The sequence below is a fragment of the Caballeronia sp. ATUFL_F1_KS4A genome (genome assembly GCF_023630905.1).
Lineage (GTDB): Bacteria > Pseudomonadota > Gammaproteobacteria > Burkholderiales > Burkholderiaceae > Caballeronia > Caballeronia zhejiangensis.
The window spans coordinates 272,959-293,343 of record NZ_JALQEB010000034.1 but is presented as its reverse complement, the minus strand read 5'-3'; the positions used below and the strand labels follow the sequence as shown (position 1 = coordinate 293,343).

General features: G+C 63.4%; 22 protein-coding genes. 16 read left to right on the top strand and 6 right to left on the bottom strand.

Annotation, left to right across the window (positions count from 1 at the left end; translation table 11 throughout):
- Genes fabG through NCS03_RS21825 form a run of 4 tightly spaced genes read left to right on the top strand, consistent with a single transcriptional unit; the run spans nucleotide 1 to nucleotide 3,730 of the window.
- On the top strand, nucleotides 1–717 hold the full coding sequence (gene fabG / locus NCS03_RS21840) for a 3-oxoacyl-ACP reductase FabG (protein WP_175981033.1): 717 nt from the start codon (nucleotides 1–3) through the stop codon (nucleotides 715–717).
- Between the two features lie 21 nt (nucleotides 718–738).
- Nucleotides 739–2,067, top strand: coding sequence for an NAD(P)/FAD-dependent oxidoreductase (locus tag NCS03_RS21835; RefSeq protein WP_250529767.1), 1,329 nt, complete (start codon nucleotides 739–741; stop codon nucleotides 2,065–2,067).
- A gap of 22 nt (nucleotides 2,068–2,089) precedes the next feature.
- Nucleotides 2,090–2,899 (top strand): lysophospholipid acyltransferase family protein, encoded by an 810-nt coding sequence (locus tag NCS03_RS21830; protein WP_008348272.1) that lies wholly within the window; start codon nucleotides 2,090–2,092, stop codon nucleotides 2,897–2,899.
- A 60-nt stretch (nucleotides 2,900–2,959) separates the two neighbouring features.
- Nucleotides 2,960–3,730 (top strand): glycosyltransferase family 2 protein, encoded by a 771-nt coding sequence (locus tag NCS03_RS21825; protein ID WP_250529766.1) that lies wholly within the window; start codon nucleotides 2,960–2,962, stop codon nucleotides 3,728–3,730.
- Here NCS03_RS21825 and NCS03_RS21820 read toward each other — a convergent pair.
- From NCS03_RS21820 to NCS03_RS21805, 4 genes are all read right to left on the bottom strand, one after another.
- The gene (locus NCS03_RS21820) at nucleotides 3,714–5,708 is read right to left on the bottom strand and encodes a glycoside hydrolase family 28 protein (protein ID WP_250436645.1); all 1,995 of its coding nucleotides are present in this window, start codon (nucleotides 5,706–5,708) and stop codon (nucleotides 3,714–3,716) included. The two genes, NCS03_RS21825 and NCS03_RS21820, sit on opposite strands and share 17 nt — an antisense overlap.
- A gap of 147 nt (nucleotides 5,709–5,855) precedes the next feature.
- On the bottom strand, nucleotides 5,856–7,187 hold the full coding sequence (locus NCS03_RS21815) for an ATP-binding protein (RefSeq protein WP_175981026.1): 1,332 nt from the start codon (nucleotides 7,185–7,187) through the stop codon (nucleotides 5,856–5,858).
- The gene (locus tag NCS03_RS21810) at nucleotides 7,184–7,927 is read right to left on the bottom strand and encodes a response regulator (RefSeq protein WP_250529765.1); all 744 of its coding nucleotides are present in this window, start codon (nucleotides 7,925–7,927) and stop codon (nucleotides 7,184–7,186) included. Before NCS03_RS21810 ends, NCS03_RS21815 begins: the two co-directional genes overlap by 4 nt.
- On the bottom strand, nucleotides 7,914–8,057 hold the full coding sequence (locus NCS03_RS21805) for a hypothetical protein (protein ID WP_167561844.1): 144 nt from the start codon (nucleotides 8,055–8,057) through the stop codon (nucleotides 7,914–7,916). The genes NCS03_RS21810 and NCS03_RS21805 overlap by 14 nt, the downstream gene beginning before the upstream one ends.
- Before the next feature lie 250 nt (nucleotides 8,058–8,307).
- Between NCS03_RS21805 and NCS03_RS21800 the strand changes: the two genes are divergently transcribed.
- The 4 genes from NCS03_RS21800 (at nucleotide 8,308) to NCS03_RS21785 (ending at nucleotide 10,034) form a co-directional block, all read left to right on the top strand.
- Complete coding sequence (locus NCS03_RS21800; RefSeq protein ID WP_008348264.1) at nucleotides 8,308–8,847, top strand: thioredoxin family protein; 540 nt, start codon at nucleotides 8,308–8,310, stop codon at nucleotides 8,845–8,847.
- A gap of 207 nt (nucleotides 8,848–9,054) precedes the next feature.
- Complete coding sequence (locus tag NCS03_RS21795) at nucleotides 9,055–9,273, top strand: DUF4148 domain-containing protein (protein WP_250529764.1); 219 nt, start codon at nucleotides 9,055–9,057, stop codon at nucleotides 9,271–9,273.
- 35 nt (nucleotides 9,274–9,308) lie between these two features.
- The gene (locus NCS03_RS21790) at nucleotides 9,309–9,581 is read left to right on the top strand and encodes a hypothetical protein (protein WP_250441014.1); all 273 of its coding nucleotides are present in this window, start codon (nucleotides 9,309–9,311) and stop codon (nucleotides 9,579–9,581) included.
- Between the two features lie 36 nt (nucleotides 9,582–9,617).
- On the top strand, nucleotides 9,618–10,034 hold the full coding sequence (locus NCS03_RS21785) for an organic hydroperoxide resistance protein (RefSeq protein WP_008348258.1): 417 nt from the start codon (nucleotides 9,618–9,620) through the stop codon (nucleotides 10,032–10,034).
- A gap of 91 nt (nucleotides 10,035–10,125) precedes the next feature.
- Here NCS03_RS21785 and NCS03_RS21780 read toward each other — a convergent pair whose 3' ends face one another.
- Together NCS03_RS21780 and NCS03_RS21775 are read right to left on the bottom strand one after the other, a co-directional pair.
- Nucleotides 10,126–10,344, bottom strand: coding sequence for a hypothetical protein (locus tag NCS03_RS21780; RefSeq protein ID WP_008348256.1), 219 nt, complete (start codon nucleotides 10,342–10,344; stop codon nucleotides 10,126–10,128).
- Between the two features lie 194 nt (nucleotides 10,345–10,538).
- Nucleotides 10,539–10,742: a cold-shock protein gene (locus NCS03_RS21775; protein ID WP_008348254.1), complete on the bottom strand. Its 204-nt coding sequence runs from the start codon at nucleotides 10,740–10,742 to the stop codon at nucleotides 10,539–10,541.
- A gap of 233 nt (nucleotides 10,743–10,975) precedes the next feature.
- On the opposite strand from NCS03_RS21775, the gene NCS03_RS21770 reads away from it, so the two are divergent.
- From NCS03_RS21770 to NCS03_RS21735, 8 genes are all read left to right on the top strand, one after another.
- Nucleotides 10,976–12,268: an NRAMP family divalent metal transporter gene (locus NCS03_RS21770; RefSeq protein WP_250529763.1), complete on the top strand. Its 1,293-nt coding sequence runs from the start codon at nucleotides 10,976–10,978 to the stop codon at nucleotides 12,266–12,268.
- 354 nt (nucleotides 12,269–12,622) lie between these two features.
- Nucleotides 12,623–13,909: a quaternary amine ABC transporter ATP-binding protein gene (locus tag NCS03_RS21765; protein WP_250436634.1), complete on the top strand. Its 1,287-nt coding sequence runs from the start codon at nucleotides 12,623–12,625 to the stop codon at nucleotides 13,907–13,909.
- A complete protein-coding gene (locus tag NCS03_RS21760; protein ID WP_175981021.1) occupies nucleotides 13,906–14,793 on the top strand; it encodes an ABC transporter permease in 888 nt (295 codons plus the stop codon). Before NCS03_RS21765 ends, NCS03_RS21760 begins: the two co-directional genes overlap by 4 nt.
- A 55-nt stretch (nucleotides 14,794–14,848) precedes the next feature.
- Nucleotides 14,849–15,730 carry a glycine betaine ABC transporter substrate-binding protein gene (locus NCS03_RS21755; protein ID WP_008348248.1) on the top strand — a complete coding sequence of 294 codons (882 nt, stop codon included), beginning with the start codon at nucleotides 14,849–14,851 and terminating at the stop codon, nucleotides 15,728–15,730.
- Between the two features lie 85 nt (nucleotides 15,731–15,815).
- Nucleotides 15,816–16,703 carry a dihydrodipicolinate synthase family protein gene (locus NCS03_RS21750; protein ID WP_175981019.1) on the top strand — a complete coding sequence of 296 codons (888 nt, stop codon included), beginning with the start codon at nucleotides 15,816–15,818 and terminating at the stop codon, nucleotides 16,701–16,703.
- A gap of 12 nt (nucleotides 16,704–16,715) precedes the next feature.
- Complete coding sequence (locus NCS03_RS21745) at nucleotides 16,716–18,047, top strand: NAD(P)/FAD-dependent oxidoreductase (protein ID WP_250457373.1); 1,332 nt, start codon at nucleotides 16,716–16,718, stop codon at nucleotides 18,045–18,047.
- Between the two features lie 17 nt (nucleotides 18,048–18,064).
- Entirely contained in the window at nucleotides 18,065–19,558 is a 1,494-nt protein-coding gene (locus tag NCS03_RS21740) for an aldehyde dehydrogenase (RefSeq protein ID WP_250529762.1), read from the top strand.
- Between the two features lie 17 nt (nucleotides 19,559–19,575).
- Entirely contained in the window at nucleotides 19,576–20,346 is a 771-nt protein-coding gene (locus NCS03_RS21735; RefSeq protein WP_250529761.1) for a pyrroline-5-carboxylate reductase, read from the top strand.
- Nucleotides 20,347–20,385 lie beyond the last annotated feature (39 nt).

Here is a 20,385-nt window from a genome sequence, read left to right as displayed (position 1 = left end):
ATGCGCGCGCTCGTGACAGGCGGCAGCGGCGCGATCGGACAAGCCATCGGCCGGTCGCTCGGCGCGGCCGGACACGAAGTCTGGATTCACGCGAACGGCGGCATCGAGCGTGCTGAAAGCTGCGTGCAAGCCATTCGCGCGGCGGGCGGCACGGCGCATGCCATCGGTTTCGACGTGACCGATCCCGACGCCACCGACGCCGCGCTCGCGCGCATCCTCGCGGACGGCCCGGTGCAGATTCTCGTGAACAACGCGGGCATCCACGACGACGCGCCGATGGCCGGCATGACGCGTGAGCAATGGAAACGCGTGCTCGACGTCACGCTCGACGGTTTTTTCAACGTCACGCAGCCGCTTCTGATGCCGATGATCCGCACGCGCTGGGGACGCATCGTCAACATGTCGTCGCTGTCGGGTTTAATGGGCAATCGCGGGCAGGTGAACTATGCCGCCGCGAAGGCCGGGCTGATCGGCGCGACGCGTGCGCTGGCGCAGGAACTCGCGTCGCGCGGCATCACCGTGAACGCGGTGGCGCCCGGCGTCATCGATTCGCCGATGCTCGGCAGCGCCTTTCCGCCCGAGCGCATCAAGCAACTGGTGCCGGCGCAGCGCGCGGGCACGGCGGAAGAAATCGCGGGCATGGTCGCGTATCTGGTGTCGGATGCGGCGGCTTATGTCACCGGGCAGGTCCTGTCGATCAACGGCGGGATCGCCTGAACAGCACACCGAGGGACGCAGATGAGTGAAACGACGCAAACCTGGGATGTCGTCGTGATCGGCGGCGGACCGGCCGGATCGACCGCCGCGACCCTGCTCGCGGACCGCGGCTATCGCGTGCGCGTGCTGGAGAAGGCGCGGCATCCGCGTTTTCATATCGGCGAATCGCTGTTGCCGGCGAACTTGCGGCTGTTCGAAAAGCTCGGCATCGCGGATGAAGTGCGCGCCATCGGCATGGTCAAGCTCGCGGCCGAGTTCGTATCGCCGCAGCACGACAATCGCATGCAGCGTTTCCTTTTCGCCGATGCGTGGGACAAGTCGATGCCGAGCGCGTATCAGGTGCGCCGCTCCGAGCTCGACGACATCCTCTTGCGCAACGCCGCGAAGCACGGCGCGCAGGTGAGCGAAGGCTGCCGCGCGCGCGATGTCGCGTTCGCGCCGGATGGTTCGAGCGCGACGATCGACGCCGAACACGACGATGGCCGCATCGAGCACGTGCGGGCGCGTTTCGTCGTCGATGCTTCGGGGCGCGACACGCTGCTCGCGAATCACTTCAAGACGAAGCGCCGCAACGAACGGCACAACTCGTCGGCGCTGTACGGCCATTTCCGCAACGCGCGCCGCAACGAAGGCGAAAACGAAGGCAACATCACCGTGTTCTGGTTCGAGCACGGCTGGTTCTGGTTCATTCCGCTCGCGGACGGCGCGACGAGCGTCGGCGCGGTCGTGTGGCCTGCGTATCTGAAGCAGCGTCCGAAGGGCACGTCGGTCGAGACGTTCTTTCGCGAGACCATCGCGATGTGCCCGCCGCTCGCCGCGCGCCTGAAGGATGCCGAACTGATCAGCGAAGTCCACGCGACCGGCAACTACTCGTACACCGGCGACATGACGCACGGACGCAACTTCCTCTTGCTCGGCGATGCGTTCGCGTTCATCGATCCGGTGTTCTCGTCCGGCGTGATGCTTGCGATGCAGAGCGCGTTCGCGGGCGCGGATGCGATCGACGCCGCGCTGACGAATCCCGCGAACGCGCAAGCCGCGCTCGCGAAGTTCGACCGCGACGTGCGTCACGGTCCGCGCGAGTTCTCGTGGTTCATCTATCGCATGACCTCGCCGACGATGCGCAATCTCTTCATGGGCCCGAGAAATCCGCTGCGCATGAAGGAAGCGCTGCTGTCGCTGCTCGCGGGCGATATCTTCGGCTCGACGCCGATCTGGCATTCGCTGCGTGCATTCAAGGGCATCTATTACATCTCGGCCGCGCTCGACTGGCGCAATTCGCTGCGCGCGTATCTTCAGCGCCGCCGCAATCTGCGCGATGCGCAACGCGCGGAGTTATCGGCCAATTGATGATGCTCGATCGGGTGGCGCGATGAGTGACGCTCATCGGAAATTCGGCGCGGCGGACGGCAAGGGTTCGCTTGCCGGCGCGCTCGAATCCGCATGGCAATGCGTGGCGTTCTATTTCGCGCTCGTCGTGCTCGCGCTCGTCTGTCTCGCGTGGTTTCCGTTCGCGTGGATTCTGCGCCGCGTATTGAGCGTCGATGCGGGCCGGCGCGTCGGACGAGCCGTCGTGCAGCGCGTGTGGCACGGCTATTTCGTGCTGCTGCGCACGCTCGGCGTATGCCGCTTCGATCTCTCCGGACTCGACGCGCTCGCGGGCCAGCCCGCGATGATCCTCGCGCCGAATCATCCGTGCCTGCTCGATGCGCTGCTGATCGCGTCGCGCGTGCCCGACACCTGCTGCGTCATGAAGGGCGATGTCGCCGGCAACGTGTTTCTCGGGCCGGGCGCGCTGCTCGCGGGTTATATCGTCAACGATACGTCCGTCGGGCTGATTCGCGCCGCCGTCGCCGAACTGCAGCGTGGCAGTCCGCTGTTGCTTTTTCCCGAAGGCACGCGCACCGAAAGCGCGGCGGTGAATCCGCTGAAGGGCGGCATCGCGCTGATCGCGGCGCGCGCGCAGGCGCCGGTCCAGACGTTGATTATCGAAACGGATTCCGGTTTTCTCGGCAAGGGCTGGCAGATCTTCAGGAAGCCCGCGCTGCCGATCACCTATCGCGTGACGCTCGGCCGCCGCTTCGCGCCGCCGGGACGCGATCACGCTGCGCTGCAGGCGTTCATCGCCGAATTGCAGCGCTTTTATGCGGGCGAACTCGACGCGCATCGCATCCGCGACTGAAAGCATCGGCGTCGGCAGACTTTAAAATTCGTCGCAACTCATTCCGTTTTTTTTTTTGCAATGCCTTCCACACGCGCATCGTCCACGCACTTCGTCCTCATTCCGAGCTACAACCCCGGCGAGAAAGTCGATGAAACCGTGCGCGGGGCGCGCGAGCAGTGGAATCCGGTGTGGGTGGTCGTCGACGGCAGTATCGACGGCAGCGCCGAACGCCTCGTCAAAATGGCCGAAGCCGACGACGGGCTGCGCGTGATCGTGCTGCCAGAAAATCGCGGCAAGGGCGCGGCAATTCTCGCGGGCATCGACGAAGCGGCGAAGCTCGGCTTCACGCACGTCCTTACGATGGACTCCGACGGACAACATCCCGCCGCGCTGATCCGCACGTTCATGGAAACGTCGATGAAGGCGCCCGATGCGATGATCCTCGGCCGCCCGAAATTCGATGCGAGCGCGCCGCAACTGCGCGTGCAGGGACGGCGCATCTCGAACGGCTGGGCGAATCTCGAAACGCTGTGGATGGGCATCGGCGATTCGCTCTACGGCTTTCGCGTCTATCCGATCGCGCCGCTCGCCGCGCTCATGCATACGCAGACTTTCATGCGCCGCTTCGACTTCGATCCGGAAGCGGTCGTGCGCCTGTGCTGGCGCGGCGTGCGCCCGATCAACGTCGACGCGCCCGTGCGCTACTTCACGGCCGAGGAAGGCGGCGTCTCGCACTTCCACTACGGCCGCGACAACGCGCTGCTGACATGGATGCACATGCGGCTTTTCCTCGGCTTCCTCGCGCGCCTGCCCTGGCTTGCGTGGCGTCGTTTCAGCGCGCGTCGCTGACTGTCGAGTTCATCGCGACGCCCGCGATCAGCGTGTTCGCAAGCACGATGTCGTGAACGTTGTACGCGTAGATCGGGCCGGGCGTCGTCGCCGTTGCGGGTCCGGCCGCGACCGGTGTGCCGAAATCGCAATCCGTGATCGTGACGCCGGTGATCGCCGGAATCGCGGGCGTCGGCGCGGGGCCGTTGTAATCGAACGCGACCGGGCCTTGCGCGACGATTGCCTGAAAACACGATCCGCTCACGCCGTTCAGCGACACGTTGCTCGCCTTCAGGTTCGAGATGTTCACGTTCTGCACGAGCGCGGGCCGCGTGCGGATCGCGTCTTTCGACGGCTGATAGTCGCAATCGAACGTGATGATGCCGCCCTGCGCCGCCGATGGATTCGCCGCCGTCGCCGTCGCCACGCCGAGCGGCACCGTCGCGTTGATCGGGCTGCCCGCGAGCAGACTGCTGCCGTAACCGGAAGGCGTGAGGCTCACGCCGTTGGGCAGCGTCACGTTGTCGACGTAAAAGTCCTTCACGAAGCCGCCGCGATTCATGTTCGTCTTGATGCGGATCGCGATGTTCAGCGAATTCGTCGCCCAGAACTTGTTGAGCATCTGCAGGTTGCGCGCGTAGATTTTCTGCACGCCGCCGCCCATTTCGCTGCCGAGCGTGATGCCGCCGTGGCCGCTGTTCATCGTGCAGTTCTGGATGACGTGGTTCTGCGCCGGGCCGTACTGCGTGTCGAGATCCTTGCCCGACTTGATCGCGATGCAGTCGTCGCCGGTGTTGAACGTCACGTTCTCGCAGAGGACCGTGTCGCAGGCGTCGGGATCGAAGCCGTCATTGTTCGGGCCGATGCTGTCCACCGTCACGCTGCGCATCACGACGTTGCGGCAATCGGTCGGATGATGCTGCCAGAACGGCGTGTTGTTCGTGCGATAGCTTTCCATCAGCACGTTCGTGCAGCCGATGAATTCCACCATGCACGGCCGCAGATAATGGCCGATGCCGAAGATGCGCTTTTCGATGGCGACGCCCGCTTCCGATAGCGCCGGCAGATAGTTCTGGTCCTGCTGCCACGGCGTGGCCGGATCGGTGAGCTTGGTGTAGAGCGCATCGGCGATGCCGGGCACGGCGGTCTTCAGATCGACGTTGTTCGCATTGACCGATGCCTGCGATGGCGTCGACGAATTCACGCAGCCGTAGACGCCGCTATTGCCCTTCCACGTCCACCAGCACGTCGCGGTGTTGCCGCTGCCGGCGAATGGCGTCATCGCCTGGCCGTTGAGCACGGAGCTGTCGCCTTCGCCCGTCACCGCGATGTTCGTCTGATTGCGCGCGTAGACCGGCGGGCCGTAGTTGAGGCAGTCGTTCGCCTGCCAGCGGCTGTAGTAGAGCTTGCCGTTCGCGCCGCAATCGACCGGGCCATCCTTCGCGTAGTCGGCGGGATTCGGGCTGAAGTAGATCGTGCAGTTCGCGGACAGATGAAAGTCGACGTTCGACAGCAGCACGATCGGTCCCGCGCAATACCACGTTCCCGACGGCACGACGACGTGTCCGCCGCCCGCCGCGTTGCAGGCCGCGATGGCCGCGAGAAACGCGGGGCGCGAATCGAAGGAGCCGGGCGCGTGGGTCTGGTCCGCGCCGGTGCTCAATGGCGACTTCGCCGGATCGGTGTATGGATTCGCCGCCGCGACGACCGCGCACGTTTTCGCGCCGTAATCGGTGACGAGGAACTGGCGGCTCGGAAACATCGACGTCGAGACGCTCTGCAGCGCGTTGACGATCTGCGTCGCGGAGCCGGACGGGCCCCAGATCGGGTCTTGCGCGGCGGGCGGCGTCGGCGAGCCGGAGGCGGAATCGGAGTCGTCGTGGCCGCCGCAACCGGCGAGCGCGCCGAATGTGCTCATCGCGCCGAGCAGCGGGGCGCCCGCCGACAGCCCCGCGAACTTCACGAACGCGCGGCGCGCGCGGTTTTGTGGGTGCTTCATCGATCGTCTCCTGATCGTTTATTTATCGGATGTCGTATCAGTTTGCGTACAAGGCAAACGTTATCCAACACGCAGGAGACGCGTCAATTCGGTGCAAACACGTAAGGAAATATAAGACGTCGTATGTGATGGATCGGAAAAAATGTCTCAAGCGGTCTTCTTGAGCGCGAGCCGCGCTTCTAGCCCGCCGCCTTCCCGATGATGCAGCGTGAGCGACGCATCCATCGCGAGCGTGAGCTGGCGCGCGATCGCGAGCCCCAGTCCGGTGCCGCCCGTTTGCCGGTTGCGCGAATCTTCGAGCCGCACGAAGGGCTCGAACACCGCGTCCAGCGATTCTTCCGGAATGCCCGGCCCGCGATCGAGCACGGAGATGACCGCGCGTCCGTCGTCGCGCGTCGAGACTTCGATTTCCGCCTCGCCGGCATACTTGATCGCGTTATCGACGAGATTGCCGATAACGCGCTTCAAGGCCTGCGGCGGCGCCATCAGTGCACCGCCGATGTTGCCCGACAACCTCACCGATTGTCCTGCATCGAGATAATCGTCGACCATGGTTTCGATGAGCGCGTCGGCATCGATGCGGCGCGGCGCTTCGTTCGTGCCGTGCAGCGTGCGCGCGTAGGTCACGCCTTCCTTCACGAGCGATTCCATCTCCTTCAGATCCTGCTGCAGCTTCGCGCCGGTCGATTCGTCGTCCATCACGTCGACGCGCAGCCGCATACGCGTGATCGGCGTCTGCAAATCGTGCGTGATCGCCGCGAGGATCTGCATGCGTTGGGCCATGTACATCGAAACGCGGTCCTGCATCGCGTTGAACGCTTTGGCGGCGCGCGCGACTTCCTCCGGTCCCGATTCCGGCAGACGCTCGGCCTTGAGATCCGGGCCGAGCGTATCGGCGGCTTTGGCGAGGCGCTTGAGCGGGCCGGTTGCGAGGCGCACCGCGAGCCAGCAGCACGCGCCGAGCACGATCAACTGCAACGTCAGCACGAGCGGGAGCCAGCCGGACATCGGCATGCCGGCGACCGGACGCATGTCGATGGTGAGCGGCGAGCCATCCGACAGCTTCAGATGCACCTGAAAACGCTCCCTGGGACCGGGAACGGCATTGACCGTCATCGGATAACGATTGGCGATGCCCGCGCCGATCGAGTTCGCGAAGCGTTCCGACAACTCTGCATCCGGCTTCGCGCCGGTCTGATCGCCCGGTCCGAGGATGAACTCGTAGCTGCGACGCGCGAGACGCGGCAGCCACTGCGCACGCTCCTCCGGCGGCAGATGATCGAGCAGCGCGACCGAGCTCGCGACCTCGCGCTCGACGTAACCGACCATCATGTTGGTCATCGATTCGTCGCGCTCGCGCATGGTCAGAAGAAACGAGAATGTCTGGGCGAGCGCGAGCCCGACGACGAGTATCAGCGCGAGGCGCGCGAACAGCGTGCGCGGCCAGTGCAGCGGTGAACTGGAGGAAACGGTGCTCATCGAGAAGACTCGACCGGTTTGACTTCGGCGGAGAAGACGTAGCCTTCGCTGCGCAAGGTCTTGATGTAACGCGGCTCGCGCGCGGTGTCGCGCAGCCGTTGACGCAAGCGCGACACGAGCAGATCGATGGAGCGGTCGAATGCATCGGCTTGGCGGCCTTGCGTCAGGTTCAGCAACTGATCGCGCGTGAGCACGCGCTGGGCATTGTCGAGAAACACGCGCAGCAGACGGTATTCCGCGCCCGAGAGCGCGACCATCGTGCCTTCCGCGTCGAGGAGATGGCGCGCGGTCGTGTCGAGACGCCAGTCGCCGAATCCCAGCATCTGCGAGGTTTCGGTGACTTCCATGCCCGGCGGCAGCATGCGCGTGCGGCGCAATACGGATTTGATGCGCGCGAGCAATTCGCGCACGGCGAAGGGCTTGGGAAGGTAATCGTCGGCGCCCATTTCGAGGCCGAGAATGCGGTCGGCTTCCTCGTTGCGCGCGGTGAGCATCAGCACCGGCACATGGCGGAACTTGCCCGCGCGCAGCTCGCGGCACAGCACGAGGCCATCCTCGCCGGGCAGCATCAGATCGAGCACGATCAGATCCGGCGCGCCTTGCTGCTCCAGCACGGCGCGCATCTGCCGGCCGTTCGCGGCGAGCGATACACGCATTCCGTTTTTTTCGAGGTATTCGGCGAGCAGTTCGCGGATGCCGCGATCGTCGTCGACGATCAAAACGTGATCAGTGGTTTCCATCGATGGATCGTTGTCGTTGACGCTTGAGTTGCATCCGGCTCGGGCTGACCAGCAGACACTGAACCGGATGGGCCATTTCCGTCGCGATCCCGCCGATGAGAAAGGCGAAGACCGCCAGCATGCGTTTCATTCGAAGCTCCCGCCGATTGCGATGACTGCGTTATAGCGCGCTTCGGCGGACGTTTTGTATCGCAGTGTATCCCGCATGTCGTGCGATACATAACATTGCGCAGCGCGCCTTTATCCGACACAAGCGGGATACGCGCGCGCAGTCCAATGCGGTCATGCCGATGCGAACGTCGGCCTGCCGGAGCGATGTGGCGATCTCACCAGCCATCTCACGCCGCTCCGATATTCACCGCATTCAAGAGGACTTCGTCATGCTCGACGCCATCAGAAACGCCGCCGTGTGCGCCGGAATCGCCGCGTGTGCGGCCATCGCGCCCGCGCAGGCCGCCGCACCCGCAAGCGCTCACACGAGCGACAACGTCGCGCCGGAGTTCGCCGGCATCGACAAGTGGATCAACAGCGAGCCGCTCTCGCTCGCGCAATTGCGCGGCAAGGTCGTGCTCGTCGATTTCTGGACCTTCGCGTGCGGCAATTGCCTCAACACGCTGCCGGCCGTGAAATCGTGGAATCAGAAGTACAAGGACAAAGGGCTCGTGGTCGTCGGCGTGCATACGCCCGAGTTTCCGTTCGAGCGCGATACGAACAACGTCAAGCGCGCGATCGAACGCAACGGGATCACGTATCCCGTCGCGCTGGATAACCGCTACGCGACGTGGGCCGCGTACGGCAATCAGTACTGGCCGGCGTTCTATCTGATCGACAAGCACGGGCGCGTGGCCTACACGCATTTCGGCGAAGGCGATTACGCGCAGACCGAAGCCGCGATCGGCAAGTTGCTGGCCGAGCGCTAGGCGGGGTTCTGTATCGCAATGTATCTGCAACGTGCGCGATACAAAACATTGCACAAGACCCGCATCGCCGACACAAGCCAGATACGTGCGGGCCTTCAAATACACACAACGACGGCTCACGAGTGACACCCAAGACCGACACCCGCGATGCCCGATCGCCGTAACTCACTCAACCGACCGAATCATCAGCATTCAAGGAGAAACACCATGAAATCCACGATCGTTGCTTTCGCTCTCGTCGCCGGCGCCATGACCGGTGTTGCTCACGCCGCCGTGAAGAACGTGCCGCTGAACGTGCAGCCCCAACAGGCCGTCGCGAACCACGCGTATGCCGGCAAGACGCGCGCCGAAGTGAAGGCCGAGCTGGCACAGGCGCAACGCGATGGCGAGATCGCGGCGTTGCGCAGTCTCTATCAAGGCAGCTAATCCATTTCCTGAATCACGCAAACGAGGTTCGAATCATGATCAAGCAATTCGTCACCGCCGCAGTCTTCGCTGTCAGCGCCGTCGCCGCCGGTTCCGCCTTCGCCAGCAGCGGCTACGGCCCCGCGCCGCACTACGATCCGCTTGCCGGCGCGCCTTCGTCGCAGCGCGGCGTGAGCGCGCAGACCATCGCCAGCGAAAGCGCCGCCGCGCCGATGCAGGCATACGGCGGCATGAGCGACACGGTTTCGCAATCGGGCGCGCGCGGCGTGGCCACGAACGACGTCGCCCGGCTCTTCGCGCATCACTAAGCCAGTCAACTTTTCGAATCCAAAGAGGAACGCATCATGACCCAGATCGACACCGTCCTGTACACGGGCAAAACGCGCGTCGTCGGAGGCCGCGAAGGCCATGCGAAGAGCACCGACGGCCGTCTCGACGTCAAACTCTCGCCGCCCGGATCGGCCGGCGCGGGCACCAATCCCGAGCAGATGCTCGCGGCGGGCTGGTCGGCGTGTTTCATCGGCGCGATGGGCAAGGCCGCGGCGAAGCTGAAGACGCGTCTGCCGGCCGACACCGCCGTCGATGCGGAAGTGGACCTCGGCATGAACGGCGATGCGTATCTGCTGCGTGCGCGCCTGAACGTGAGCCTGCCGGGAATCGAGCGCGCGGTGGCGCAAGAGATCGCGCAGATGGCGCATCAAACGTGTCCGTACTCGAAGGCGCTGAAGAGCAATATCGATGTGACGATCACGGTGGTCTGACGCGTTCATCCACGCGATGCGGTCCGGTCGACCGGAGCTTGATCGATCAATCGAAAGCACGGGGCCGACACGGGCCGAATCGTTGCGGCTGTCAGCCTCGCGTGTCGATCCATTCGCGCGCCCATCGGCGCGAGAATTCGACCGCCTCGCTCTCCTTCGCGAAATAGTCGAGCGAGTAGAAGCGATACTGCGCATCCGTCGGATGTTCGCTCGAACGCTCGAGCATCAGATTGGCTGAAAACGTCTTGTCGCGGAGCCGATGCGCGGACGCGTGCACCGTATAACCACGGTAGTGATTGAGTGATGTCATTTTAGTTTTAGATGTAAATGCTTTGCGGCCAGATGCCGAAAGCGCAGGAGCGATGCGCGCTGATAACGCGATCGTCGAAAGGCTGTCAGAGCCTGGGAGAGAAAAGGCGGGAAACGGAGGCGGACAACAAGAGCGCGGGAACCGGCGTTGCGGTTCCCGGCGTGATGCGGATCTACAGCGCTACAGCGGCAGATTTACAGCGGCTTGATGTTCGAAGCCTGCATGCCCTTCGGGCCGCGCTTCGTTTCGAAGCTGACCTTCTGACCTTCGGCCAGCGTCTTGAAACCGTCCGAACGAATTTCCGAGAAGTGCGCGAAAAGATCGTCGCCGCCATTATCCGGGCTGATGAAGCCAAAACCCTTGGTGTCGTTAAACCATTTAACCGTACCGGTGTCCATAAAAATCCTGAAATGAATAGATAAGTTGCTCGATCGAGCGGGATGAAGCGGCAAGGAGGGGAATGGACAACGAATACCGGGGAAAATCGGACTATTGATGAGCAGCAATCGACTTCTTGTACTTCAACGACCATTATGCCAATTCCAAGAGAAATGGTCAACTATTCGTTTCGAAGCGAAGGCGAGCGGAACGATTCGTGCATCGCGTGTGCATCTCGTCATCGAGTTGGCACATGCGTTTTCGTCAGAAGAAGACGGCGCTCGACGGCCGCATGTCCGGCGCCGCGCGGCCCGCGCAGTCGTGGGCGGCGGACGTCGGACCGGGCCTCGTCACGATTGCATCGGATAACGATCCGAGCGGCCTCGCCACCTATACGCTCGCCGGCGCGTGGTACGGATTCGACCTATTGTGGGTGTGCGTGCTCACGTACCCGTCGACCGTCGCGCTTCAATTGATCGCCGCTCGCGTCGCCGCCATCACGCGACGAGGCCTGACGACGAACATGCGCGAACACTATTCGTGGCTGTTCTTCTACTTTGCGGTCGCGCGTTTCGTGATCGCCAACACGTTCAATATCGCGGTCGATGTTCTCGCCATGGGCATCGCGCTCAGTTCGCTCGTCGGCGGTTCGCTCCTGTGGCTCACGCTTGCTTCGGGATGCGCTTCGCTCGTGTTGCAATGGAGCGTCGCTTATGCGCGATACGCGCGCGTCCTCAAGTGGCTGACGCTCGCGATGTTCGCGTACGTCGGCGTGATCCTGCTCGTCGACGTGCCGTGGCGACTGGTTGCCATCCGCTCGGTGATTCCACGCGTCGAGTGGACGGAGGGCTACATGTCGATGCTGATCGCGGTGCTCGGCACGACCGTCAGCCCTTACTTGATGTTTGCGCAAGCGGAGCAGGAGGTCCGCGACGCACGAGAGCGCGGCGATCGTGGAGAAGCGTTGGAGCGGACGATGCGCGGCGTGCGTCGCGACACGCTCTGGCGAACGGCGTGCTCGAACGCGGTTGCGATCTGCGTGATGATCGCCGCGGCCGCGACGCTCCATCTGCTCGACCATGCATCCGCCGGCGATACGGTCTCGATGTCGCGTGTACTTGAGCCGCTCGCGCACGGTTACGCGCGGCAGGTTCTCGCACTTGCGCTTCTCGGATCGGCCTTGCTGGCGCTGCCGCCGCTCGCGGGCTCGGCGGCTCAGGCCGTAGCCAGTTCGTTCCGCTGGAAACGCGGCGAACGGCGAGACCGGCGGATCGCGTATGTGCTCGTCGCCACAATCGCGCTCGGCACGATCGCAGCAGTGGTCCTCACGCACTATCACGTCGACCCGGTGCGCGCGCTCTACTGGAGCGCGGTGGTCAACGGCATGACCGTGACGCCGGTCCTCGTGCTGCTCGTGCTGCTCAGTTCGAAGCGCGAAGCCGTGGGCGACCTCGCCGCGCATTGGGCGCTTCGCGCGCTGAGTTGGCTCGCCACGATAGCGACCGCGGCGGCGGTGATCGCCCACTTCATACTCGAAGTGCAGTGACGGCATTCGCGTAAATCTCCGCCCCTACCATCCGAAAAAGTCATGCGAAGGGCGTCGCTTAGGGGCATTCCCTAGCGTCGCTTTCGAGCGGTCTCGCGGCAAACGGCGGCCACGCGCGCGCCCGTCGCCTGCAAAGCCGCGCCCGTGCTGGCTCTACGGCATTCACGCTGCGTTCCGTTTTTTTCAGGCATCGAATGCGACGGGCACATGCATTACCAGAAGTATCGAAAAGGGCTCAGAAAATGTCGGTGGATGATCGAAATTGGCCATGTACGCTTCATTCAACGCAAAGAACGCCGGGTTGTTTCCGGCAGCGACAAACTCCTTTTTGAACCTGCTAGGTGGAATGACCCGATGATTCCCAACCTGACGCTCGCACCGAACGAAGTCACGAGCACGGCTTCCGCGCAGTCCGGCACCGTATCGCCGGCGCGTCCTGTCGCGGCATCCACGACCGAGATTCTCACGGTCAAGAACCTTTCGAAGATTTTCGGCGCGAAGCCCGAGCGCGCCCAGGAGCTCTTGAAACAAGGCCTCGGCCGAAACGAAATCTTCGCGCAGACAGGCAATATGGTCGCCGTCGACGATGTCAGCCTTGCCGTCAACGCGGGCGAGATCTTCGTCATCATGGGCCTCTCCGGTTCCGGAAAATCGACGCTCGTGCGTCTGCTCAATCGCCTGATCGAGCCGACTTCGGGGCAAGTGATTCTCGAAGGCCGCGACATCGCGCCGATGAGCACGCCCGAACTGCGCGCCGTGCGCCGCGAAAAAATGGCGATGGTGTTCCAGTCTTTCGCGCTGCTGCCGAACCGCTCGGTCATCGACAACATTGCTTACGGGCTCGAAGTCGCGGGCAAGAAAAAATCGGAACGTTATGACATCGCACGCGCCGCATTGACGCGCGTCGGCCTCGCTTCTTACGAGAAGCTGCTGCCGAGCGAGTTGTCGGGCGGCATGCAGCAGCGCGTGGGTCTCGCGCGCGCGCTGGCGGTGAATCCCTCGGTGCTCTTGATGGACGAAGCGTTTTCCGCGCTCGATCCGCTCATCCGCTTCGAAATGCAGAACGAGTTGTTGCGTTTGCAGAAGGAAGAGCGGCGCACGATCGTCTTCATTTCGCACGACATCGAGGAAGCGGTGAAGATCGGCGGGCGCATCGGCATCATGAAGGACGGCCGTCTGATTCAGGTGGGCACGCCGGCAGAACTCATCCAGTCACCCGCCGACGCCTACGTGCGCGATTTCTTCCGCAACGTCGACGTGTCGCGCTTCCTCGAAGCATCGAGCCTGATGACGAAGGTCGAGCGCGGTCTCATCGCGTGCAATACCAGCGCGCCTTCCGAGCGCTATCTGAACAGCCTCATCGACAGCGGCGCGGAGTGCGGATACGTCTGCGATGAAGCAGGGCGCTATCAGGGTTGCGTGACGCCTGCATCGCTGCACAAGAGCGGCAAGCGGCCGATCAGCGATGCATTGCTTCGCGATGTCGCGGCGGTTCCGCTGACAGCCGATCTGCATCAGCTCGCATCCATTGCACTGGGACAGGAGCACGACGTGCCGGTCACGGATGAACAAGGCAGGCTCGCGGGCGTGGTGTCCTGCCGCACGATTCTCAAGCAGGTCATGGAGCGGAGAGCAGCATGAATTCCTCGATTTTTGGACGATTCGCCGAAGACGCGGTCAACTTCCTTTTCTCGCACTTTCGCGGCGGCTTCGATGCCTTCTCGGCTGCTCTTGGCGCGGTCATCAAGCTCCTCGAAGACGGTCTCGGCGCGGTGCCGTTCATCGCGATGCTCGTGATCCTCATGGTGCTCGCGCTGTGGAGAAAGGGCGTCGTGTTCGCGGTGTTCGTCGGCGCGGCGCTCTATGTCATCAACTACATGGGCCTGTGGGCGCAGACGGTATCGACGCTCGCGCTCGTTGTCGCGGCGACGTTCTTCAGTCTCGTGATCGGCGTGCCGCTCGGCATCTGGGGCGCGCGCAACAGGCGTGTCGAAGTCGTGCTGCGTTCGCTGCTCGACTTCATGCAGACGATGCCCGCGTTCGTGTATCTCATTCCCGCGGTCATTCTCTTCGGCCTCGGCCGCGTGCCCGCGGTGATCGCCACGATCGTGTTCGCGATGCCGCCCGTCGTTCGATTGACGACGCTCGGCATCCGCCAGGTGCGCGAAGAATTGCTCGAAGCCGGCCGCTCGTTCGGCAGCACCGATGCGCAACTGCTCTGGAAAATTCAGTTGCCCAACGCGCTGCCTTCGATCATGGCGGGCGTGAACCAGACGATCATGATGGCGCTGTCGATGGTGGTGGTCGCTTCGATGATCGGCGCGGGCGGCCTTGGCGAGTACGTGCTGAGCGGCATTCAGCGGCTCGATATCGGCATCGGTTTCGAGGGCGGTCTCGGCGTGGTGCTGCTTGCGATCATTCTCGATCGCCTGACGGAAAGCTTCGGCGTGAAAGCGAAGAAAAAGAAGAAGGTCATCTCCACGCCGGCAAAGCCCGCCGCGGCGCAAGCGAACGCGCAGACCTGAGCGATACGAGCATCGATTACTCAACCACAATGCTATGAAAGATACGGAGTCCGTAATGAAAAACAACCTGATCAAATCCTTGATCGTCAAGATAGTGACGCCGGCCATTGTGGCGTTCGGGGTCGGCGCGAGCCCGGCGATGTCCGCCGAGCCGATCAAAGTGGCGGTCACGAACTGGGCCGACGTGCTCGCGGTCGCCAATGTCGCGAAGTACGTGCTGGAGACGAAGCTTCAGCAGCCGGTGCAATTCGTTCAGGCGGATATCGGCATCCAGTATCAGGGCGTATCGCGCGGCGATCTCGACATCATGGTCGGCGGCTGGCTGCCGGTGACGCACGGTCAGTATGTCGCGCGCTACAAGGACACGCTCGACGACGTCGGCATCATCTATACGGGCGGCAAGAACGGCTGGGCGGTGCCCGCGTATGTGCCCGAGTCGCAGGTTTCCTCGATCGAGGATCTGAAGAAGCCTGAAGTGCAGAAGCAGCTCAACGGCGTGATCCAGGGCATCGAGCCGGGTGGCGGTCTCATGCAGGCGTCGGAGAAAACCATCAAGGCGTATGACCTGTCGGGCTACAAGCTGCAATCGGCGAGCGAGGCCGGCATGCTTGCGGCAATCCAGCGCGCATACGGATCGAAGCAATGGATCGTCGCGACCGTTTGGAGCCCGCACTGGTTGTTCCAGAAGTGGCAGATGCGCTATCTGAAGGACCCGAAGGGCACGCTCGGCGGCGAAGAGCAGGTCCATGCATTCGCCTCGAAGCAGTTCGCGGGCAAGTTCCCCCGCGCAGACGTGTTCTTCAAGCATTTCAAGCTGACGCTCGCGGACGTGGAATCGATCGAATTCGAAGGCAATTCGACCAACGACTACGCGACGGCCGCGAAGAAATTCGTCGACGCGCATCCGGACAAGGTCAAGGCGTGGCTGACACAGTGAAGGCGTATTGCAGGACGCTTGCAAAGCGCTCGTCCGACGTGTGCCGCGCATGACTTCGCACGATCCATCCATCAGAGAGACAAACATGAGCTTCGAAGGCGTACATACACCGCTCGTCACCCCGTTCAAGGCCGACGGCGAAATCGATCACGACATGCTCGGCAAGCATGCTCAGAGTCTCGTTGGCCGCGTTACGGGCATGGGCGTCGGCGGCACGACCGGCGAATACTATGCGCTCAGTTTCGAAGAGCGTGTGAAGACGCTCGAGACGGTAGCGTCGGCGGTCGGCGGCAAGACCTATCTCACCGCCGGCATCAACGCGACGACGACGAAGGAAGTCGTGCGTCTCGGTAACGAAGCGAAGCGCGCTGGCTACGACGCATTGCTGGTCGCGGCGCCTTACTACGTGCAGCCGACGCAAGACGAGCTGCTCGATCACTTGCTGAAGGTCGACGACGCGCTCGACATGCCGATCATGCTCTACAACTTTCCGGCGCGCACCGGCACGGCCATTGGCGATGAAGTGCTCGACAAGCTGCTGCAACGCCCGAACTTCGCCGCGATGAAAGAGAGCACGGGCGACATCGCGCATCTGCATCATCTGGCGACGCAACTGCCGGAGCGCTTCGTTCTCAGTTGCGGCATGGACGATCAGGCGCTCGAATTCTTCGCATGGGGCGCGCGTAGCTGGGTCGCGGGCGCGTCGAACTTTTTGCCGGAAGCGCATACGGATTTGCTCGAAGCATGCGTTAAACGCGGGGATTTCGGCACCGGCCGCAAGCTGATGACGCAGTTGCTTCCGGTGCTCGAATTGCTGGAGCGCAGCGGCAAGTTCATCCAGTACGTGCGCTATGGCTGCGAGCTCGCGGGCACGAAAGTCGGCATCGCGCGTGCGCCGCTCGGCACGTTGAACGACAAAGAACGCAGCGCCTTCGCGAGGCTCGTTCAACCCTTGCTGCGCAACGCTCAGTAACGCGATACGTGAATGGCCTCGAAACTGGATTTCATGCGGCTTCCCGCACCTGATGGCGTCAACGGATGGTGGGAAAGCCTGCCGCCCGCCGCGCCCGCGAACCGCGTGACGGGCGAGCTGCGCTTCGACTACGTAGTGGTGGGCGGCGGCATCACCGGTTTGTGCGCGGCGCGGCGGCTCGCCGAGCTTGCGCCGGATGCATCGATCGCGCTCGTCGAGGCCGATCGCATCGGGCGCTCGACGGCGGGCCGCAATTCCGGCTTCTTCGTCGATCTGCCGCATGACATCAGCAGCGAAAGCTATTCGCGCAGTGTCGAGGCAGACAAGGCGGACGTGCGCTTGCAACGGCACGGCATCGGCTATGTGCGCGATACGGTGAAGCGGCACGGCATCGATTGCGACTGGCGCGATGATGGCAAGTATCACGCGTCGGTTAACAAGAAAGGCCACACGGCGCTGACGCATTTCGCGGACGGACTCGCGCGTATCGACGAGCCGTGCGAATGGCTGGACCAAGCCGCGATCGCGAAGGTGACGGGCACGCGCTTCTATCAAAGCGCGCTCTTCACGCCGGGATGCAGCACGGTTCAGCCGGCGGCACTCATGCGCGGTCTCGCGGCCACGCAGCCGTCGAACGTGACGGTCTTGGAACTGAGCGCGGTGAAGAACATGGAAGCGCGCGGCCAGACGAAGCTGCTGACGTTCGCGAACGGCAGCATCGAAGCGAAGCGCGTCGTGCTCTGCACCAACGCGTATGCGGCGACGTTCGGCGGCCATCCGAATGGCTTGCTGCCGGTCTACACGTTCGCGTCGATGTCGCGCGTGATGACCGACGATGAAATCGCGCGGCTCGGCGGAACGGATTCGTGGGCGCTCATTCCCGCGGACCCGATGGGTACGACCGTGCGACGTCTCGCGACCAACCGTATTTGCGTACGCAACCATTTCGCGTTCCGGCCGAATCTGTCGGTCTCGGAACATGATCTGACGAAGGCGAAGCATCTGCATCGACGTTCGTTCGATCGACGTTTTCCGATGCTCGAGGATGTCGAGCTGCAATACACGTGGGGCGGCGCGTTGTGCCTCTCGGCGAACAATGGCGCGCTCTTCGGCCAGCGCGACGACGGCGTGTACGAAGCAGTCGGCTGCAACGGACTTGGTTTGAGCCGCGGATCGGCGGCGGGCAAGCTCATCGCCGAACATGTGCTCGGGCGCTCGAACGAGCTGATCGATCAACTGCTGAAACAACCGCATCCGCGTTCTCTGCCGATGCGGCCGATCGCGGACGTGGCGGTATCGGCGGCAATCTGGATGAAGGAATTCTCGGCGGGCGCCGAGCTTTGAATCTTTGAGGACATGACATGACGACGCATCAGGAATGGAAACGTCAGGCCGAACATCTGTCGCTCGATGGCCGCGCGTTCATCGCGGGCGCACGCTGCAACGCGGCATCGAATGAAACGTTCGATACGTTGAATCCGTCGACGGGCAAGGTGCTCGCGCAGATCGCCAGGTGCGAAGCGAAGGACGTCGATCGCGCGGTCGTCGCGGCGCGCGAGTCGTTCGAATCGGGCGTGTGGTCGAAGGCCGCGCCATCGCAGAGAAAGGCCGTCTTGCAGCGTCTCGCGCAACTCATCGACGACAACGCTGAAGAACTCGCGCTGCTCGAAGCGCTCGAAGCAGGCAAGCCGATCAGCGAATGCATGGGTCTCGACATTCCGGAATCGGCGGCGTGCGTTCGCTGGCATGCCGAGGTCACGGACAAGCGTTACGACGCGCTGTCGCCATCGGGGTCGAGCGTCGTGAGCATGATCACGCGCGAGCCGATTGGCGTCGTCGGTGCGGTGCTGCCGTGGAATTTCCCCGCGCTGATGCTCGCGTGGAAAATCGGGCCGGCGCTGTCCGTGGGCAATAGCGTCATCGTGAAGCCCGCGGAGCAGACGTCGCTATCGACGCTGCGTATTGCCGATCTCGCGATCGAAGCCGGCGTTCCGCCCGGCGTGTTCAGCGTGGTGACGGGCTTCGGCGAAAGCGCGGGGCAGGCGCTCGGCACGCACGCCGATGTCGATCTCATCGCGTTCACGGGTTCCACTGAAACGGGCAAGCGCTTCCTGCGCTATTCCGCCGATACGAACATGAAGCGCGTGGTGCTCGAATGCGGCGGCAAGAATCCGCAAGTCGTGTTGCCCGATGTCGCCAATCTCGATGCCGTCGCGGAGCAGGCCGTCGCCGCCGCGTTCTGGAACATGGGCGAGAACTGCAGCGCGGGATCGCGCATTCTGGTGCATTCGAGCCACAAGGCCGAACTGCTGCAAAAGATGCAGGCCGTGCTCGAAGGCTGGAAGACGGGCGATCCGCTCGATCCCGATGTCAAGCTCGGCTCGCTCATCGAGGAAGCGCATTACCGCAAGGTGCTCGGCCACATCGAGAAGGCGAAGGCAGAAGGCGCGCGCGTCGCTTGCGGCGGCAATTCGACGCTCGCGGAAACGGGCGGCTGGTTCGTCGAGCCGACCATCTTCGACAACGTCACGCCCGAGATGAGCATCGCGCGCGAAGAGGTCTTCGGCCCGGTCCTGTGCGTTATCGAATATGCTGACGTCGACGAGGCCGTGCGCATCGCGAACGATACGTGCTACGGCCTCGCGGCTTCGTTGTGGACCGACAACGTGAACCAGGCGCACAAGATCGCGGCGCGCATCCGCGCGGGCATCGTGACCGTCAACTGCTTCGGCGAGGGCGATCTGTCGACCCCCTTCGGCGGCTTCGGGCAGTCCGGCTTCGGCGGACGCGACAAGTCGATCTACGCGCACGACCAATATTGCGAGCTGAAGACGACCTGGCTGAAGCTCGACTGATTATCGGACGAGGCAACATGCGTATTGGCTTTATCGGCACGGGCACGATCACGGAGGCGGTCGTGACCGGCATGATTCGTTTCGATGTTCCCTTCGAGCGGGTCGCGCTGTCTCCGCGCAACGCGCAGACCGCCGCGCGTCTTGCGAAACTCGACGCGCGCATCGAGGTTTGCGCCAGCAATCAGGGCGTGCTCGATGCATCGGATGTCGTGTGTCTCGCGGTCTTGCCGCAAATCGCGGCAGACGTGCTGGGCGAACTCACGTTCGATGCGCGGCATCACGTCATCAGCTTCATCGCGGCCAAGTCGCTCGATGAGATGCGCGCCCTCGTGCGCCGCGCGGCCAAGGTCGTGCGCGCGATTCCGCTACCCGCTGTTGCGTCGGGCAAGGGCAGCACGGCGCTCTGTCCGCGCGATGAGATCGCACGCGCGCTCTTCGCGCCGCTCGGCGAAGCGGTCGAAGTGGACGACGAACACCAGTTCAATGCGTTATCGGCCGCCACCGCGACGATGGCGGCGTTTTTCGCGTTGCTGGAAGAGCAGGCGTCGTGGCTCGCGCGGCAAGGCGTGCCGTATGCGTCCGCGCGTTCGTTTTTGTCGGGCTATCATGTGGGCCTCGCTCATGAAACGACGCTCGATACGCAACCCTTCTCGTCGATGATCGGGCGTGTCAGCACGCCAGGCGGCCTCAACGAGCAGCTCAATCGCGAACTGTCGGAGCGGGGCACCTACACGCACTACTCGAAGGCGCTCGACGCGATCATGCGCCGCGTGCAAGGGCGCGAGTGAACACGAAGAACAAGCGCTGATCGCGAGCCCTCGAAGGTG

What these genes read in the sequence shown, in the direction of transcription:
- fabG (WP_175981033.1), top strand. Translation starts at nt 1, where the DNA reads ATGCGCGCGCTCGTGACAGGCGGCAGCGGCGCGATCGGACAAGCCATC.
- NCS03_RS21835 (WP_250529767.1), top strand. Translation starts at nt 739, where the DNA reads ATGAGTGAAACGACGCAAACCTGGGATGTCGTCGTGATCGGCGGCGGA.
- NCS03_RS21830 (WP_008348272.1), top strand. Translation starts at nt 2,090, where the DNA reads ATGAGTGACGCTCATCGGAAATTCGGCGCGGCGGACGGCAAGGGTTCG.
- NCS03_RS21825 (WP_250529766.1), top strand. Translation starts at nt 2,960, where the DNA reads ATGCCTTCCACACGCGCATCGTCCACGCACTTCGTCCTCATTCCGAGC.
- NCS03_RS21820 (WP_250436645.1), bottom strand. Translation starts at nt 5,708, where the DNA reads ATGAAGCACCCACAAAACCGCGCGCGCCGCGCGTTCGTGAAGTTCGCG.
- NCS03_RS21815 (WP_175981026.1), bottom strand. Translation starts at nt 7,187, where the DNA reads ATGAGCACCGTTTCCTCCAGTTCACCGCTGCACTGGCCGCGCACGCTG.
- NCS03_RS21810 (WP_250529765.1), bottom strand. Translation starts at nt 7,927, where the DNA reads ATGGAAACCACTGATCACGTTTTGATCGTCGACGACGATCGCGGCATC.
- NCS03_RS21805 (WP_167561844.1), bottom strand. Translation starts at nt 8,057, where the DNA reads ATGAAACGCATGCTGGCGGTCTTCGCCTTTCTCATCGGCGGGATCGCG.
- NCS03_RS21800 (WP_008348264.1), top strand. Translation starts at nt 8,308, where the DNA reads ATGCTCGACGCCATCAGAAACGCCGCCGTGTGCGCCGGAATCGCCGCG.
- NCS03_RS21795 (WP_250529764.1), top strand. Translation starts at nt 9,055, where the DNA reads ATGAAATCCACGATCGTTGCTTTCGCTCTCGTCGCCGGCGCCATGACC.
- NCS03_RS21790 (WP_250441014.1), top strand. Translation starts at nt 9,309, where the DNA reads ATGATCAAGCAATTCGTCACCGCCGCAGTCTTCGCTGTCAGCGCCGTC.
- NCS03_RS21785 (WP_008348258.1), top strand. Translation starts at nt 9,618, where the DNA reads ATGACCCAGATCGACACCGTCCTGTACACGGGCAAAACGCGCGTCGTC.
- NCS03_RS21780 (WP_008348256.1), bottom strand. Translation starts at nt 10,344, where the DNA reads ATGACATCACTCAATCACTACCGTGGTTATACGGTGCACGCGTCCGCG.
- NCS03_RS21775 (WP_008348254.1), bottom strand. Translation starts at nt 10,742, where the DNA reads ATGGACACCGGTACGGTTAAATGGTTTAACGACACCAAGGGTTTTGGC.
- NCS03_RS21770 (WP_250529763.1), top strand. Translation starts at nt 10,976, where the DNA reads ATGCGTTTTCGTCAGAAGAAGACGGCGCTCGACGGCCGCATGTCCGGC.
- NCS03_RS21765 (WP_250436634.1), top strand. Translation starts at nt 12,623, where the DNA reads ATGATTCCCAACCTGACGCTCGCACCGAACGAAGTCACGAGCACGGCT.
- NCS03_RS21760 (WP_175981021.1), top strand. Translation starts at nt 13,906, where the DNA reads ATGAATTCCTCGATTTTTGGACGATTCGCCGAAGACGCGGTCAACTTC.
- NCS03_RS21755 (WP_008348248.1), top strand. Translation starts at nt 14,849, where the DNA reads ATGAAAAACAACCTGATCAAATCCTTGATCGTCAAGATAGTGACGCCG.
- NCS03_RS21750 (WP_175981019.1), top strand. Translation starts at nt 15,816, where the DNA reads ATGAGCTTCGAAGGCGTACATACACCGCTCGTCACCCCGTTCAAGGCC.
- NCS03_RS21745 (WP_250457373.1), top strand. Translation starts at nt 16,716, where the DNA reads ATGGCCTCGAAACTGGATTTCATGCGGCTTCCCGCACCTGATGGCGTC.
- NCS03_RS21740 (WP_250529762.1), top strand. Translation starts at nt 18,065, where the DNA reads ATGACGACGCATCAGGAATGGAAACGTCAGGCCGAACATCTGTCGCTC.
- NCS03_RS21735 (WP_250529761.1), top strand. Translation starts at nt 19,576, where the DNA reads ATGCGTATTGGCTTTATCGGCACGGGCACGATCACGGAGGCGGTCGTG.